The organism is Roseomonas sp. AR75, from assembly GCF_005222815.1.
Lineage (GTDB): Bacteria > Pseudomonadota > Alphaproteobacteria > Acetobacterales > Acetobacteraceae > Falsiroseomonas.
Genome location: NZ_STGB01000001.1, coordinates 54,992 through 70,475, shown reverse-complemented (window position 1 = coordinate 70,475; position 15,484 = coordinate 54,992). Strand labels below are relative to the sequence as shown.

The 15,484-nt window shown below is 70.9% G+C and carries 15 protein-coding genes; 10 read left to right on the top strand and 5 right to left on the bottom strand.

What is annotated here, in order from left to right; translation table 11 throughout:
* Positions 1-4 precede the first annotated feature (4 nt).
* Positions 5-1,276, bottom strand: coding sequence for an imelysin family protein (locus E4T13_RS00310; RefSeq protein ID WP_137176272.1), 1,272 nt, complete (start codon positions 1,274-1,276; stop codon positions 5-7).
* A 296-nt stretch (positions 1,277-1,572) separates the two neighbouring features.
* Between E4T13_RS00310 and E4T13_RS00305 the strand changes: the two genes are divergently transcribed.
* The 9 genes from E4T13_RS00305 to E4T13_RS00265 are packed head-to-tail and all read left to right on the top strand — an operon-like array spanning position 1,573 to position 8,669.
* On the top strand, positions 1,573-2,046 hold the full coding sequence (locus tag E4T13_RS00305) for a Tat pathway signal protein (protein WP_240790932.1): 474 nt from the start codon (positions 1,573-1,575) through the stop codon (positions 2,044-2,046).
* Between the two features lie 10 nt (positions 2,047-2,056).
* Positions 2,057-2,782, top strand: coding sequence for a MotA/TolQ/ExbB proton channel family protein (locus E4T13_RS00300; protein ID WP_137176271.1), 726 nt, complete (start codon positions 2,057-2,059; stop codon positions 2,780-2,782).
* A gap of 4 nt (positions 2,783-2,786) precedes the next feature.
* A complete protein-coding gene (gene tolR / locus E4T13_RS00295; protein WP_137176270.1) occupies positions 2,787-3,245 on the top strand; it encodes a protein TolR in 459 nt (152 codons plus the stop codon).
* A 5-nt stretch (positions 3,246-3,250) separates the two neighbouring features.
* Entirely contained in the window at positions 3,251-4,240 is a 990-nt protein-coding gene (locus E4T13_RS00290) for an energy transducer TonB (protein WP_137176269.1), read from the top strand.
* On the top strand, positions 4,237-4,938 hold the full coding sequence (locus tag E4T13_RS00285) for a PepSY-associated TM helix domain-containing protein (protein WP_137176268.1): 702 nt from the start codon (positions 4,237-4,239) through the stop codon (positions 4,936-4,938). Before E4T13_RS00290 ends, E4T13_RS00285 begins: the two co-directional genes overlap by 4 nt.
* Positions 4,939-4,950: 12 nt before the next feature.
* Positions 4,951-5,466: a DUF2271 domain-containing protein gene (locus E4T13_RS00280; protein WP_137176267.1), complete on the top strand. Its 516-nt coding sequence runs from the start codon at positions 4,951-4,953 to the stop codon at positions 5,464-5,466.
* 16 nt (positions 5,467-5,482) lie between these two features.
* Positions 5,483-6,289 carry a DUF4198 domain-containing protein gene (locus E4T13_RS00275; RefSeq protein ID WP_206030047.1) on the top strand — a complete coding sequence of 269 codons (807 nt, stop codon included), beginning with the start codon at positions 5,483-5,485 and terminating at the stop codon, positions 6,287-6,289.
* Positions 6,290-6,308: 19 nt separating this feature from the next.
* Entirely contained in the window at positions 6,309-7,307 is a 999-nt protein-coding gene (locus E4T13_RS00270; protein WP_206030046.1) for an FAD:protein FMN transferase, read from the top strand.
* A 36-nt stretch (positions 7,308-7,343) separates the two neighbouring features.
* Positions 7,344-8,669, top strand: coding sequence for a sulfite reductase subunit alpha (locus tag E4T13_RS00265; RefSeq protein WP_206030045.1), 1,326 nt, complete (start codon positions 7,344-7,346; stop codon positions 8,667-8,669).
* Between the two features lie 4 nt (positions 8,670-8,673).
* Here the strand turns inward: E4T13_RS00265 and E4T13_RS00260 are convergent, their stop codons facing one another.
* Positions 8,674-9,354 (bottom strand): Fe2+-dependent dioxygenase, encoded by a 681-nt coding sequence (locus E4T13_RS00260; RefSeq protein ID WP_137176265.1) that lies wholly within the window; start codon positions 9,352-9,354, stop codon positions 8,674-8,676.
* 27 nt (positions 9,355-9,381) lie between these two features.
* Positions 9,382-11,646 carry a TonB-dependent siderophore receptor gene (locus tag E4T13_RS00255; protein ID WP_137176264.1) on the bottom strand — a complete coding sequence of 755 codons (2,265 nt, stop codon included), beginning with the start codon at positions 11,644-11,646 and terminating at the stop codon, positions 9,382-9,384.
* A gap of 299 nt (positions 11,647-11,945) precedes the next feature.
* Between E4T13_RS00255 and E4T13_RS00250 the strand changes: the two genes are divergently transcribed.
* Positions 11,946-12,713: a pyruvate formate lyase family protein gene (locus tag E4T13_RS00250; RefSeq protein WP_206030044.1), complete on the top strand. Its 768-nt coding sequence runs from the start codon at positions 11,946-11,948 to the stop codon at positions 12,711-12,713.
* Here E4T13_RS00250 and E4T13_RS00245 read toward each other — a convergent pair.
* Together E4T13_RS00245 and E4T13_RS00240 are read right to left on the bottom strand one after the other, a co-directional pair.
* Positions 12,665-13,054 carry a DUF2252 family protein gene (locus E4T13_RS00245; RefSeq protein ID WP_170984718.1) on the bottom strand — a complete coding sequence of 130 codons (390 nt, stop codon included), beginning with the start codon at positions 13,052-13,054 and terminating at the stop codon, positions 12,665-12,667. The genes E4T13_RS00250 and E4T13_RS00245 overlap by 49 nt on opposite strands.
* 227 nt (positions 13,055-13,281) lie before the next feature.
* Positions 13,282-15,483, bottom strand: coding sequence for a DUF3141 domain-containing protein (locus tag E4T13_RS00240; RefSeq protein WP_170984717.1), 2,202 nt, complete (start codon positions 15,481-15,483; stop codon positions 13,282-13,284).
* Between the last annotated feature and the right edge of the window lies 1 nt (position 15,484).

Below are 15,484 nucleotides of genomic sequence, written 5' to 3'. Positions count from 1 at the left end.
GGCGCTATCGGCGCACCGCACCGGGATTGTCCAGGCTGTCCGATCCTTCGAAGCTCACCTGCAGCCTCAGCGCGCCGACGATGCGCTCGATGGTGCGGGTCTGCTCCAGCAGCCGGTCGATCGCCGCCTGCACCAGCGCATTGCCGGCCGTGTTGTCCTCGCCGAGCATCTGGTCATAGGCCTCGCCGCCTTCGGCATGCGTCTTCATGGCCTGGAACGCGGCGAGCGTCGCTTCCAGCCGCTGCCGCATCTCGCGGTCCAGCGCCGGGACATTGGCGCGCACGAAGTCGGAGAGCGACGGCCCGCGCACTACGCTGCCATCCGTGCGGCGATACGCCCCGAGATAGACCGCGCGCATGCCGACCACGTTGTGGAAATGGCTGTTGTGCGTGTTGTCGGAGAAGCAGTCATGCTCCTCCTCCGGGTCGTGCAGCAGCAGGCCGAGCTTCATCCGCTCGCCGGCGAGTTCGCCATAGGAGAGGCTGCCGAGCCCCGTCAGCATCATCGCCAGCCCCGCATCGGTGCCGCGCGCGGTCAGCGCGCGCCGTGCGGCGCCGTCGCGGCCCCAGTTGGCGACCATCGTCTCCAGCTCCGCCACCAGCATCGCCGCGACGGTGGTGAGATAAGCGGCGCGCCGTTCCGGATTCCCACCGGTGTTGTCCAGGCCGCGCACGTAGTCGGTGTGCGGCCGGTTCCCCGCGCCCGGCCCCGTGCCGTTCAGGTCCTGGCCCCAGAGCAGGAACTCGATCGCATGCCAGCCGATGGCGACATTGGATTCGACGCCGCCGATCTCGTGCAGGCGGGAGAGCACCTCCGGCGTGATGGCGGTGACGTCGATGGTCTCGCCGGCATGCGTGATCTCGCGGGACGCGATGATGTTGGCGGTGAAGAGCGGGTTCTCGTCGCTGCTGTCGCCGTAGCGGCTGCTGTCCACGTAGTCGATCAGCCCCTCGTCGAGCGGCCAGGCGTTCACCCGTCCTTCCCACGCGTCCACGATCGGGTTGCCGAAGCGGTAGACCTCGGTCTGCTGATACGGCACGCGCGCGGCAACCCAGGCCTGCCGCGCGGCGGTGAGCGTCTGCTCCGAGGGCTGTTCCACCAGCGCCGCGATAGCCGCCTGCAGCGCGCGGGCGCCGGCGAGAGCGTCCGCGTACATCGCCGCGGCAATATCGGCGTAGGTCGTGAGCACCGCGCGCTTCGCCGGGACCGCCTGCGCGAAGGCGGGCCGGGCGGCGATCCCGAAGCTGCTGACGAGGAGAAGGCGGCGGGTAGGCATCGCGGGTGCTCCTGGATGTGCTGCGGGCGCTGCGCCGGCCCTGCGGCCTCCGGCGGGCCGTAGGGCCGACAGGCTTGGGCGAGAGGCCCTGCGATACACCTAATCGCAAATGGCTCGCAATCGCAGTCGTGCACAAGGCGTCGCCTTATAGCGCCAGGCATGGCTCAACGGCCTGTCAGCGCACGGAAATCCTGGCGTACCGAGAGGCTTGAGCCGCGCGCCGTCGCATTACAATCCGGACATATTGCGCGCATCCGTCTTTGCAAATGACTCGCACTTGCGTTTAAGTCCTCCCCATGCTCGGCAGTTATCCCCTCCCCCAGCGTCGGCAGGCCGCATCGTCACTCGCCCGTGCTGCCTTCGCCGCCCTGGCCGGCATCGGGCTGACCATCTCCCCCGCTTTGGCGCAGGAGGCGACGCCGCTGCGGCTTGAGCTGAACCGCCTGGAGCCGCGCGACAACGGCGCATGCCGCGTGTGGTTCGTGGCCAACAACGCCGCGGAGGCGCTCGACCCGCTGCGCCTCGACCTCGTGCTGTTCGGCAAGGACGCGGTCATCCTGCGCCGTCTCGCCGTGGATGTCGGGCCGTTGCCGGCGGCGCGCACCGCCGTGCGCATCTTCGACGTCGCGGGCCTGCGCTGCGACGAGATCGGCCAGGTCCTGCTCAACGACGTGCTCGCCTGCGGCGGCGCGGAGCCCGCCGACCGCGCGCGCTGCGTGGATCGCATCGCCCCCGGCTCCCGCGCCGCCGACGTCGCCTTCAACAAGTAAGGCACCCGCCATGCCGCCCCTGACCAACGACCTGCCCGCGCCGGCCGCGCACGACCTTTCCCCGCTCGCGCTCTTCCTGATGGCCGATCCAGTCGTCAAGGGCGTGATGCTGGCCTTGCTGCTGGCCTCCATCGCCTGCTGGACGGTGATCATCGAGAAGCTGGCGACGCTGCGACGCCTGCGGCGCGAGGCGCGCGACCTCGCGGCCCTGGCGAGCGGCGAGCGCATTCCCGCCACGCTGCCGGACCGCGCCGATCTCGGCGCCGCGGCGCTGCGGGCGGGCATCCCCGAATGGCGCATCGGCCAAGGGGGCAAGGAGACCGATGGCGAGTATCGCGGCCGCCTCGACGGCGCGATGCGCAAGGCGGTGGTCGGCACGCTGAAATCCTCCTCCTCCGGACTTCAGCTGCTGGCCACCACCGGCGCAGTGGCGCCCTTCGTCGGGCTGTTCGGCACCGTCTGGGGCATCATGAACAGCTTCTCCGGCATCGCCGCGAGCAACGACACCAGCCTCGCCGTCGTCGCGCCCGGCATCGCGGAAGCATTGTTCGCCACCGCCATCGGCCTTGTCGCGGCGATCCCCGCCGTCGTCGCCTACAATCGCTTCGCGGTTTCCCTTGCCGCCGTCCGGCAGGACGCCCTTGGCGCCACCACGGAGCTGGCGCACCGCCTGTCGCGCGCGAGCTTCCCGACCGCGGTCGGCGAGGGCCGCCACCCGCTCCGCGCGGCGGAGTAGCGTCATGGCCTTTTCGACCGGCACGGCGGGCAATGACGCCGAGGACGAGGACGCCGCCCCGATGGCGGAGATCAACGTCACGCCGCTGGTGGATGTGATGCTCGTGCTGCTGATCGTCTTCATGGTGGCAGCGCCGATGATGATGGTGGGCGTGCCCGTGCAGCTGCCGCGCACCTCCGCCGCGCGCATCGCGCAGACCGCGCCGCCGGTGGTGGTCAGCATCAGCCGCGAGGGCAAGGTGTTCCTGCGGCAGGAGGAGGTGGCCGAAGCCGAACTCGGCGCGCGCATCGTCGCGCTGCGCGAGGCGGAGGCGAACGACGCGCCGGTCTATGTGCGCGGCGACCGCAGCGTGACCTATGGCGAGGTGATGCGCGTGATGGGCCGGGTCAGCGCAGCCGGCGTCGGCCGCGTGTCCCTCATCGCGGAGGGCGATCCCGGCGCGCCGGCCGTGCAGGCCCGCTGACGCCCATGCCCGATGGCAGCACCTTCGACCTGCGCCGACGCGCCGTGCCGCCGCGCGTGGTGCCGCCGCGCGCCGCGCCGCGATGGGGCCTGGCGGCGGGCCTTGCGGCGGCGCTGCATGCCGGGGCGGTCGCCGCCCTGGTCGTGACCTTCGACAGGGATCCGCCGCCCATCGTGATCGAGGGCGTCGAGATGGCCACCGCCATGGACGCCGCGGCGCCCGACCAGACCGAGGCGGACGCCGTGGCGGAGCCGGTGACCCAGGCGGCGGCGGAGCCGGTGCAGGCCGCGGAAGCGCCGCCGCCCGAACCGCTGCAGGCAGCCGAGGCGCCACCCGAGCGCACCGAGACGCCGCCGCCCGAACAGGCCGAGACGGTCACGCCGCACGACCAGGTGGCGCAGGCCATCACGCCGCCGGACGTCACCCGAAGCGCCGCGCCCGAACCCGTGCAGGCCGAGCCGCCACCGCCGGATGCCGTGGTCAGCGAAGAGCCGGAACTGATGACCGCCGCGCAGCCGGAGGAGCAGGTGACCGCCGCCTTGCCGCCACCGCCACCACCCGCCCCTGCACCGCCCCGACCGACGCCGCCGCGCCCTGCGATCCGTGCAGCGCAGCCCCCGCGCCCGGCCCCCGCGGCGCCTTCCGGCGCCGCCGCACCGGCAGCATCCGCTCCCGCGGCGCCGGCGCCCGCGCCGGTCGCGCGGCGGCCGTCGCCGAACTATGTCGGCGCGCTGCTCGCGGCGCTGGAACGGCACAAGGCCTATCCGATGTCGGCGCGCATGCGGCGTGTCGAAGGCGTCGCGCTGCTGCACTTCGCGATGCGCCGCGACGGCACCGTGACATCCTGGCGGATCGAGCGCAGTTCGGGCGACCAGGACCTGGACGAGGCAGTGGGCCAGATGGTGCGCCGCGCCTCGCCGCTGCCGCCGCCGCCTGGCGACCTGCCGGGCGATCCGATCGTCCTGGTCGTGCCGGTGCGGTTCGCGCTGCGATGATCCGCTCCGCCCTGATCCGTGATGACGCCCGCCCGCTTCCCGCGACACGCGATGCCGCGCAGGCGCCGGATGCGGCGCGCCTGGCATCGCGCGGCAGCCGTGCCTTCTGGCTGAAGCACCTGCATCGCTGGCACTGGATCAGCGCGGCAATCAGCCTGGTCGGCATGCTGCTGTTCGCCGCCACCGGCATCACGCTGAACCACGCCGCCGACATCGAGGCCGCGCCGAGCGTAGTGACGCGCACCGCCACGCTGCCGCCGGCGCTGCTGGACGCCCTGCCCGAAACGAGCCGCGAGGAGAAGCGCGCGCTGCCGCGCGACCTGCGCGACTGGCTCGGCGCGAACCTCGGCATCAGCGCCGGCGACCGGCTCGCCGAATGGTCGGCGGATGAGATCTACCTGGCGCTGCCGCGGCCCGGCGGCGATGCCTGGGTTTCCATCGAGCGCGACACCGGCCTGGCGACGCATGAGGTCACCACGCGCGGTTGGATCTCCTACCTCAACGATCTCCACAAGGGCCGCCACACCGGGCTTGCCTGGAGCTGGTTCCTCGACCTCTTCGCCGTCGCCTGCATGGTCTTCTGCATCACCGGCCTGGTGCTGCTGCAGATCCACGCGCGCACGCGGCCGGCAACCTGGCCGCTGGTCGGGCTCGGCCTCGTCGTGCCGCTCGTGCTGGCGATCCTCTTCATCCACTGACCGGGACATCGCATGCGCATCGCCTTCCCCCTGGCCCTGATCGGATTGGCAGCCGCGCCGCTCGCGGCGAAGGCCGCGCCCGAGGTGACGGTGACGGTGGAGATCCCGCGCCTCTCCGTCGCCGAATACCATCGCCCCTACGTCGCGATCTGGGTGGAGCGGCCGGACCAGCAGGCCGTCGCCAACCTCGCCGTCTGGTACGACATGGCTCTGCGAAACAACGAAGGCGAGAAGTGGCTGAAGGACATGCGGCAGTGGTGGCGCCGCACCGGCCGCAGCCTGCAGATGCCGCTCGACGGCGTCTCCGGCGCAACGCGCGCGCCGGGTCGTCACGCGCTGCGCGTCGACGGCGCCGCGCTCTCCGGCCTTGCGCCGGGGCAGTACAACCTGGTCGTCGAAGCGGCGCGCGAAGTGGGTGGCCGCGAGTTGCTGCGCGTGCCGTTCCAGTGGCCGCCCGCGGCCGAGCAATCCGGCACCGCACAGGGCAGCCACGAGCTCGGCGCCGTCTCCCTGCAGATCAAGCCGTGACCAACAGGAGGTGCCGATGACGCTCCCGATCCTCCGGCGACTTGCCCTCGTCGCGCTCCTCGCCATGCCCGTCGCCGCCGAGGCGCACCGGTCATGGCTGCTTCCCTCGGCCACGATCCTCTCGGGCGACGATCCCTGGGTGACGGTGGATGCCGCAGTGTCCAACGACCTGTTCTATTTCGAGCACTTCCCGATGCCGCTGGATGGCCTGACCATCATGGCGCCGGACGGCTCCGCGGCGCAGGCGGAGAACCAGGCACGCGGCCGCTACCGCAGCACCTTCGACGTCCGGCTTAACGCGCCCGGCACCTGGCGCATCGCCGTGGCCGGCGAGTCGATGTTCGCAAGCTGGCGCCAGAACGGCCAGCAGCGCCGCTGGCGCGGCACGCGCGAGGCCTTCGCGCGCGAGGTGCCGGCCGGCGCCGAGGCGCTGCGCGTCACGCTCGGCCAGCGCCGCGTGGAGTTCTTCGCCACGCGCGGCGCGCCGACCGACCGCGTGTTGCAGCCGCTGAACGAGGGGCTGGAGATGGTGCCGATCACACACCCCAACGACCTCGTCGCCGCCGAGCCCGCCCAATTCCGCCTGCTGCTCGACGGCAAGCCGGCCGCGGGCGTGGAGGTCAGCGTGGTGCCCGGCGGCAACCGGTATCGCGACCAGCTTGGCGAGATGAAGCTGCGCACGGCGGAAGACGGCAGCTTCGCCGTCAACTGGACGGGCCCCGGCATGTACTGGCTCAACGCCTCGGTGCGGGACGCCAATTCGGGCCTGCCGAACGTGCAGCGCAACGCCAGCTACGTCGCGACCCTGGAAGTGCTGCCCTGACGCGCGCGACGGTCCCGGCGTGAACCAGGTCCTCATACCCACGGGCTTCGCGCCGCCCGTGCCACCGCGCGGCCTGCCCCTGCGGCAGTTGCAGGGCGCGACCATGGGCACGACCTGGTCGGTGCGGTGCGCGACCACCATTGATCCCGCGCGCCTGCGCGCCGGCATCGTGGCGCAACTGGAACGCGTGACGGCGGAGATGAGCGGCTGGCGCGCGGATTCCGATCTCTACCGCTTCAACCGCCTGCCCGCCGGCGCGTCGCTGCGGCTGCCGGAAGGCTTCCGCCGCGTGCTGGCCTGCGCGCTGGAGACTGCCGCAGCTACGGACGGCGCCTTCGACCCGACACTCGGCGCGCTGGTGGACCTCTGGGGGTTCGGCGCGCAGCCGGCCGAGACGGAGGGCCCGCCGCCGGAAACGCGCATCGCGGCAGCCCGCGCCTGCGCGGGGTGGCGGCGCATCGGCTTCGATGCGGCGACCGGCGAGGCGTGGCAGCCAGGCGGCCTGGCGCTCGATCTCAGCGGCATTGCGAAGGGCTTCGCAGTGGATCTCGTCGCGGAATGGCTGCTGGCGGCCGGCGTGCGCGACTGCCTCGTGGAGATCGGCGGGGAGCTGCGCGGCCATGGCGTGAAGCCGGATGGATCGCCCTGGTGGGTCGGCATCGAGTCACCGCCCGGCCCGCGCGACGCGTCGCCGCCCTTCGTGGTCGCGCTGCACGGGCTGGCGATGGCCAGTTCCGGCGAATATCGCCGCTGCTTCCATCATGCCGGCCGGCTTTATGGCCACACGCTGGATCCGCTCAGCGGGCAGCCGATCGACAACGGCATCGCCGCCATCACCGTGCTGCATCCTTCCTGCATGCAGGCCGATGCGCTCGCCACGGCATTCGCCGTGATGGGCCCGGCGAAGGCGCTGGATCATGCACGGCACCGCGGCATCGCCGCGCTGCTCGTGCTGCGCGACGGATCCGGGGGCCGCAGCGAACATGTCTCGCCCGCGCTTGCGGCGATGCTGGACTGAGGCCGCCGTCGCAGCATGTTGCCGGAGACAGAACGCATGGCCGCCGCTGCCGCGGTGCTGCTGGGCTATGCCGCCTTCTGCGGCGCGATCGCATGGCGCGGGGCGCGGCGTCGGCCGCCGGCTGCAACGCGGGACGAGGGTGCGCCGCTGCTGGTCGTCCACGCCAGCCAGACCGGCTTCGCCGAGGAACTGGCGCAGCGCACCGCCGCGGCGCTGGGCGCGGCGGCGGTGCCGGTGCGGCTCGGCGCGCTCGATACGCTGGATGCCGGCACGCTGGCGGCGACGCGGCGCGCGCTGTTCCTGGTCAGCACCAGCGGCGAAGGCGATGCGCCGGACAGCGCGGCGCGCTTCGTGCGCAAGGTGATGCGCGCGGAGGCGAGGCTGCACGGGCTGGAATACGGGCTGCTGGCACTTGGAGACCGCAGCTACGCCCATTTCTGCGGCTTCGGCCGGGCACTGGATGCGTGGCTGCGCGCACGGGGCGCCAGGCCGCTGTTCCCGCGCATCGAGATGGATGACGGGTCGGAAGACGCGCTGCAGCGCTGGCAGCGAGAGATTGCTGCCCTCGCCGAAGGCGCGGCGGAGTTCCGTGTGGCCGAGCAGGACACGGCCGCACCATGGCGGCTCGTCGAGCGCGAGGCGCTGAACCCCGAGGGCCTCGGCGCACCGGTGTTCCGCCTTGCCTTCGAGCCAGTCCGGCACGCTGCGCACTGGCATGCCGGCGACATCGCCGTGCTGGAGATTCACGGCGCGGGCGATGGTCTTCAGCGGCGCGACTATTCCATCGCCTCGATCCCCGAGGATGGGCGCATCGACCTGCTTGTGCGGCAGGTGCGGCGTGCGGACGGCACGCTCGGCCGCGGCTCCGGCCTGCTCACGGCGCAACTGCAGCTTGGCGACCAGGTCGCCTTGCGGCTTCGCGCCAATCGCGGCTTTCGCGCGCCGGAGGAGGACCGGCCGATGGTCCTGATCGGCAACGGCACGGGCATGGCCGGCCTGCGCGCGCATCTGCGCGCGCGCCAACGGGCCGGTCGCCGGCGCAACTGGCTGCTGTTCGGTGAGCGCAGCCGCGCGCAGGACTTCCTCTGCGGTGCGGAGATCGAGGCGATGCTCGCCGATGGCCATCTGGCAAGGCTCGACCTGGCCGTCTCGCGGGAGGCGCCACGGCGCCATGTGCAGGATGCGCTGCGCGCGGCGGGCGACGAGCTGCGCGCCTGGGTGGCGGAGGGCGCGGTGATCATGGTCTGCGGCAGCCTGGAAGGCATGGCGCCCGGCGTGCATGCGGCGTTGCAGGATATCCTCGGCGCGGAGGCGCTCGAGGCGCTCGCGGCGGCAGGGCGCTACCGCCGCGACGTCTATTGAGGCCCTACAGGTCGCACCATTGGCGCATGAGGTTGTGGTAGGTCGCGGTCACGCCGAGCACGCCCGGATGGTCGTCCGGCAGCGTCTGGCGGAGCTGGACGATGGCCATGTCCATCTCGAACAGCAGCCGCCGCCTTCCGTCGTCCTTCACCATGGACTGCGTCCAGAAGAAGGAGGCCCAGCGGCTGCCGCGCGTGATCGGGTTGACGCTGTGCAGGCTGGTGGCCGGATAGATCACCGCATCGCCCGCCGGCAGCTTCACGGACTGCGTGCCATAGGTGTCCTCGATCACCAACTCGCCGCCGTCGTAATCCTCCGGCGCGGAGATGAAGAGCGTGGTCGAGACATCGGTGCGGATGCGTGCGCCGCCCGCGGCGGCACGGATGGCGTTGTCCACATGGGTGTGGAAGGTCATGCCCACGTCATAGCGGTTGAACAGCGGCGGGAAGACGCGCAGCGGCAGCACGGCCGAATTGAACAGCGGACTGCGCCCGAGCGCGCGCAGGATAATGTCGCCGAGCTCGCGGCCCTGCGCCGATGTCTCCGGCACCTGGAGATTGTGCTTGGCCTTGGCCGATTGCGCACCGGCCGTGACCTTGCCGTCCACCCACTCCGCCGCCGCGAGGGTACGCCGGCAGCGTTCCACCTCGTCCGGCGACAACACGCCGGGAATGTGCACGAGCATGTCCGTGCTCCTCAGGATGACGTCCGTTCAGAAGGTGCCGGAGAGCGACAGCACGAAGCTGCGCCCAGGCGAGGGCACGACGCGGTTGGTGAACAGCATGTCGTAGTTCAGCTCGTTGGTGATGTTGTAGATGTTGAACTGCGCCCGCCAGTTCGGCCCGATGCGATGCGACACCATCGCATCGAGGGAGAAGTTGTCCGGCACCTCCGCGGTGTTCTGGTTGTTGAGGTAGACCGAGCTGCGATAGGTGACGCCGCCGCCGACGGTCAGGTTGTAGCGCTGGTCCGGGAACAGGTCGTAGGTCGTCCACAGTGCCAGCGCGTTGCGCGGCACGAACTGTACCTGGTTGCCGACCAGGGCGGCACTCGCGACGGTGCCGGCCTCGGTGATCTCGCTGTCCATGTAGGTGTAGCGCGCGCTGACGAGCCATTGCGGCGTGATGCGCCCGACCGCCCCGAGTTCCAGCCCCTGGTTCTGCTGCTTGTCGCCGGTGGCGACCGTGCTCCCGGTCAGCGGATCCGTCGTGCGCGCATTGTCCTTCTCGATGCGGAACAGCGAGGCGGTGAGGCCGAGCCGCTGTTCCAGCACCGTCCACTTGGCGCCGAGCTCGTAGATCGTGTTCCGCTCGGGATCGAGCTGCGTGTTGTTGAAGTTCGCCTGGCCCGGCAGCACCGCGAAGTTGTTGCCCGGCGGCGAGGAGGAGGTGCTGTAGGAAGCGTAGAAGCTGAGATTCGGGTTCGGCTCGTAGATCAGCGCCGCGCGCGGATCCACCGCGGTGGTGGTGGAGTTCAGGCTGGTCACCGGCGTGCCCGGGCCATAGGCGGTGTAGTCGGTCTGGAAGCTGCTCCAGCGCAAGCCGGCGAGCAGCGAGATCTCCGGCGTGAACCAGATGCGGTCGCTTGCGAACAGCGCCACGGTGGTCGTGTCGATGTTGCGCGTGGCGCTGGCGGCGGTGGAGGGCACCGTCGGGAAATACTCGAAGGCCTGCACGGGATTCCAAAGATTGCCGCCGGGCCGCGCGGGGCTGTACATCAGGTTGTCCCGATCGGTGCTCTCGTACCAGGCGTCGAGGCCGGCGGTCAGCTCGTGCCGCAACGATCCGGTGGTGAAGCGCGCGACGCCCGTTGTGATGTTCTGCAGACCCATCGTGCTCTGCGAATAGGGTCCGCTCGCGCCGCTGACCGTATAGTTCGCGGGGAAGCTGGACCCACGGAAGAAGTTCGTCGCGCAGGCCGCGGTGCAGCTCAGGATCGTGTAGGCGAAGTCGCGGTCGAGGAAACTCGCGCGCGTGTCGTTGTAGAACGTCAGCCAGTCCGTGGCATTCCATTCCGCCCGTGCGGTGACACGGTTCAGCGTCACCTTGTCGCGGTCGTTCATCGAGCCGTACCAGTTGGCGCGGCGCAGCCCGGCCTCCGTCGGCACGACGATCTGGCCGGTGGTCGGGTTGGTGATGGTCGGCACGCCGGTGTCGGTGGTCTGGTCATACTCGTAGTACAGGTATTGCAGGGTCAGCTTCACATTGGTGCCGAGCCCGAAGGCGACCGAAGGCGCGAAGCCGAAGCGCGTGCCGTCCTGATGGTCGCGCTCCACGATGTTGCTGCGGGTCTGCCCCATCACGTTGAGCCGCACCGCGGAGGACTCGCCGATCTGGCGGTTCACATCGGCCGTGCCGCGGAAGAAGGACCCGCTGCCGCCGGAGGCCTCGCCGGCGGTCAGGCTGCCGAGGAAGGGCATGCGGCTGTTGAGGTTGACGGCGCCGCCGACCGAGCCCGCGCCGAAGGTGATGCCGGAGGGGCCGAAGAACACCGCGACGTCCTCGGTGTCGAAGGTGTCGCGCGAATAGGAGCCGAAGTCGCGCAGGCCATCCGAGAAGATGTCGTTCTGCGCATTGAAGCCGCGGATGCGCAGCTGGTCGCCCTGCACGCCGCCGCCGCCCTCTCCGACGGTGGAGGTGATGCCGGGGATGTTGCGCAGCGCCTGTTCCAGCGTGGTCGTGTTCTGCTGCTGCAGCACCTCCCGCGGCACGACGGCGACGCTCTGCGGGATGTCCTGGATCGGACCCTGCAGCCGGCCAAGACCGGTGGTGCCGCGCAGCGGGTTCGCCGGGCTGGTCGGCACCGTGCTGCCGACATCGATCTGCGGCAGGCTGATCGCCTCGCTGGCCGCGGCCGGGGCGGCCTCGGGCGTGCCCTGGGCAAGCGACGGGGCCGAGGCCCCGCCCATCATCGCCATGGCGACACTTGCGCCGAAGGCGGCCGGGGACAGGGCACGAAGTGATCTGGTCTGCTGCATTGAGTCATTTCCGTGATGCGAATGACTCTCATTATCATCATTAGTAACCAGACTTTGCCAGACCGTCAGGGCTAGGAACAGGCACGGAAGCCCGGCCGGCGCGACGAATGCGACTTATTTGCCACACGCAGCGCGGTTCCGACCTCGCCTTGGGCCGCGGCGGGGCAGCGCGCTGCGATGACCGAGGCCGGGCAGGCCGAAATCGTCACGTCGCTCGCGCCGGAGCCCGTCGCGCGACACCGGCTGCAGCAGCGGCCGCGATCCGATCGGACGGCGCAGCGGGTTGGGAGGCAGGCACGATGGACGGGTCGAATCTGATGGCCGGCGATCTGGCGTCGGTGCGCGGCTGGCGCGGCTTCGAAGGCGGCCGCTGGCAGCGGGCGATCGACGTTCGCGACTTCATCGTCCGCAACCTCATCCCCTATGACGGCGACGACCGTTTCCTGGCGGGGCCGACGGCCCGCACGCTGAAGGTCTGGGAGGCGCTGCAGCCCTGCTTCCGCGACGAACAGAAGAAGGGCGTGCTCGACGTCGATGCGGCGACGCCCTCCACCGTGCTCGCCCACGTACCCGGCTGGATCGATCGCGACAACGAGGTGATCGTCGGCCTGCAGACCGACAAGCCCTTCAAGCGTGCGATATTCCCCGCCGGTGGGCTCCGGATGGTGGAGTCCGGGCTGAAGGCCGCCGGCTTCCCGGCCGATGCCGCGGTCCACGAGGCCTTCACGAAATACCGCAAGACGCACAATGACGGTGTCTTCGACGCCTGCACGCCGGAGATCATGCGCTGCCGGAAGTCCGGCATCATCACGGGCCTTCCCGACTCCTATGGCCGCGGGCGCATCATCGGTGACGACCGCCGCGTCGCGCTCTACGGCACCGACCGCCTGATCGCCGCCAAGCGCGAGGAGCGCGCGCAGGTGAACGACATGTGGCCGTCCGAGGAGGTGATCCGCACGCGCGAGGAGCTCGCCGAGCAGATGCGCGCACTGGCGGACCTGGCCGAGATGGGCAGGCGCTACGGCTGCGACATTACGCGCCCGTCCTCGCGCGAGAAGTTGCGGTAGCGGCCGAGCAGCACGAAGCTCGCCGCCAGGCGCTTCACGTCCCATTCCCAGGGCGCCCAGGACGTCTCGTCGAAGTCGTTGATGTCGAAGACGATGCGGCGCTCCGGCGTGGCGAAGCCGCCGAAATTGACGGCATGGCAGTCGCCGCAGGCCTGCAGCATCACGCCGGATGCGGGCGTGCGCGCCAGGTCGGCCGCCATCACGCAGGCCGATCCGCGATAGAAGGCGAAGGGATTGGCCAGCATGCGCCCGTAGCGGATCGGCACGAGGTGCTCGATGCGGCCCTTGCTGCTCTCGATCAGCAGGTCATCGGGTCGTCCTTGCGCAGGGCTGCGCGCCATGCCGACAATGCCTTCAGCGGCGCCCGCTTCGCCAGCGCAGTACCCGCCGCCTGGCGGTCACGGACCGACGCGGTCTGCGGCGGCGGGCCGTGCCGGCAGCCGCGGCACGGCCCTGCCCCCCGCGTGCTCCAGCGGCCTTCGCACGGTCGGCCCTGTCCTTCTTCGTCATCTCTCATCCCACCGTGGCGTCGGCCAGGCGAGCCCGCCCGGCCGCATGACGCCCGCGCTCATGCCGCGGCAGACCCGGGCGCCCGAAGCCGGCGCACCTTGCCTCCGGCGCCTCCCGGTTCGGGCGCGCCCAGGAAGATGCGTTCGACGACTGCCAGCCGCTCCGCCTCGGGCTGCGGGATCTCGCCTGTCGCCTCCACCACGGAGCGGATCAGCGTGAAGGCCTCGGCGCGCTTCTCGGGATCGGCCGGCAGCAGCCGCGGCAGCGCGGCGAGCGCCTGCGCCTCGTCCACCAGCAGCATGAAGAATTGCTGGCGGATGATGCGCTTGAAGTCCTGCAGGCCGATGGTCTCGCGGCCATAGGCCTGGCGGATCCGCCGGATGATGGTGAAGGAGCGTTCGTCGGCGCGCTTGGCCGGCAGGCGTACCCAGACGAGCGCGCGCAACAGCGCCTCGTGCATGCCGCCTTCGGCCATGCTGGCCCGCAGCCGCTCGACCGCGAGGGCGACGAAGCGGCGGTGGTCCGGCGTCTCGCCCGGACGCGGCCGCGGCGGGATGGTGGCCCCCGCCACGCCGGTCAGCGCCTGCGTCACGGGCGAATCGTAGATCGCCTGGAACAGCCGCTCGGTGGCGGCGTCGCGCTGCTGCCCATAGGCGACCAGCGCCTGCTCGATGGCATCCGACACCGCCTTCTCGGCGACCCGGCCGGGGTTGCCGGGGTCCACCGGCTGGCGGTTCGCGCGCACCATCTCCGCGCCCATGCGCACCCAGGCCATCCAGGGATTGCGGTCGGAGAACACGGTGTAGGACAGTCGCGCCGGGTGCAGCTGCGCCAGCGTCGCCGCCACCGGCGGCGTCGCGACGGCGCGCAGCGCGGGCTGGACGACCGTGCGGTAGAGCGCCAGGTTCGCCTCCGACACGCGGCGCGCGGCGGCGAAGCGCTTCTCATCCTCGGCGCTGGTACCGCCATGCGCGGCGAGGTCGCGCAGGTCTCGTGACTCGAAGCCCACCAGCCAGTCGCCGCCGACGAGCTCCTCCCCCGCCACGCCCTTCGACTCCTGCAGCACCGCCTCGTAGAGACCGGGCGGCAGCACGTCGATCATGTCCATGTTGGTGGCGAACTCGTTGTGCTCCTTCTTCGCCACGCCGCCCGAGACGAAGATGCCGAGATGGCCGATGCTGCCATGCACGGAATAGACGATGGTCTGGCCGTGCGTGCGCAGGTCGTCGATGTCCTTGTAGAGGTCGCTCACCCAGGACAGCGCCTGCGCCGGCGGCGTGATGTCGTCGCCTTCCGAGCAGAACACGATGATCGGCGAGGCGATGTTGCGCAGATCCACCCGCGTGCCGTCGGAGAAGGTGAGCTCCCCGCTGGCCAGCCGGTTGCCGATGAAGAGCTGGTCCACGATGAACTGCATCTCGGCTGCGTTCAGCGTCACGTGGCCGCCCCACCATTTCTCGAAGCCGAGATAGCGGTCCGCGGCGCGGTCCACGTCGGCCCAGACCTCGTACTGCTTGGTCCAGTAGGTATTGGCGGGATTGCCGGATTCGAAGTTCGACACCAGCCAGGCGCCGTCGAACCTGCCGGCGCCCAGGTCGCCGGTCATCGCCGTGAGCCAGGACCCGCCGAGCAGCCCGCCGAGGTAGCGCATCGGTGCCTTGCCCTCCACGCCGGCCCAGGTGGAAACCGGCGAGCCCGCGACCAGCAGCGGCCCGAAGGCTTCCGGCCGGATCGCCGCCGACATCAGCAGCGACCAGCCGGCCTGGCAGTTGCCGATCGCCACCGGCTTGCCCTCGGCTTCCGGGTGGCGGCGGCCGACCTCCTCGGCGAAGGCGATGATGGCGCGCACCACGTCCTCGATCGTCTGGCCCGGTTCGGGATCGGGGCGGAAGCCGACGAAGTAGCAGGGGTGCCCCGCCTGCATCGCGACGCCGATTTCGCTGTCGGCCTTGAAGCCGCCGATGCCGGGCCCGTGGCCGGCACGCGGATCGATGACGATGAAAGGCCGCTTGCGCGGATCGGGCGCGGGCGCCGAGGCCGGCGGGCGCATGCGCGCCATCCAGTAGTTCACGGGCTTCGGCAGGTCGCGGCCGTCCAGCACCAGGTCGAAGTCGAAGCTGAGGACATGCCGCATCGGGTCGTCCTCCCGCTCCAGGAAGGCGTTGCCACGCTGCCGCAGCACGTCGAGGAACAGCAGGGAGCGCTGCCAGGCATCGAGCGTGTAGGACACCCAGGGGAACATTTCGGCTGGCGCGGTCATC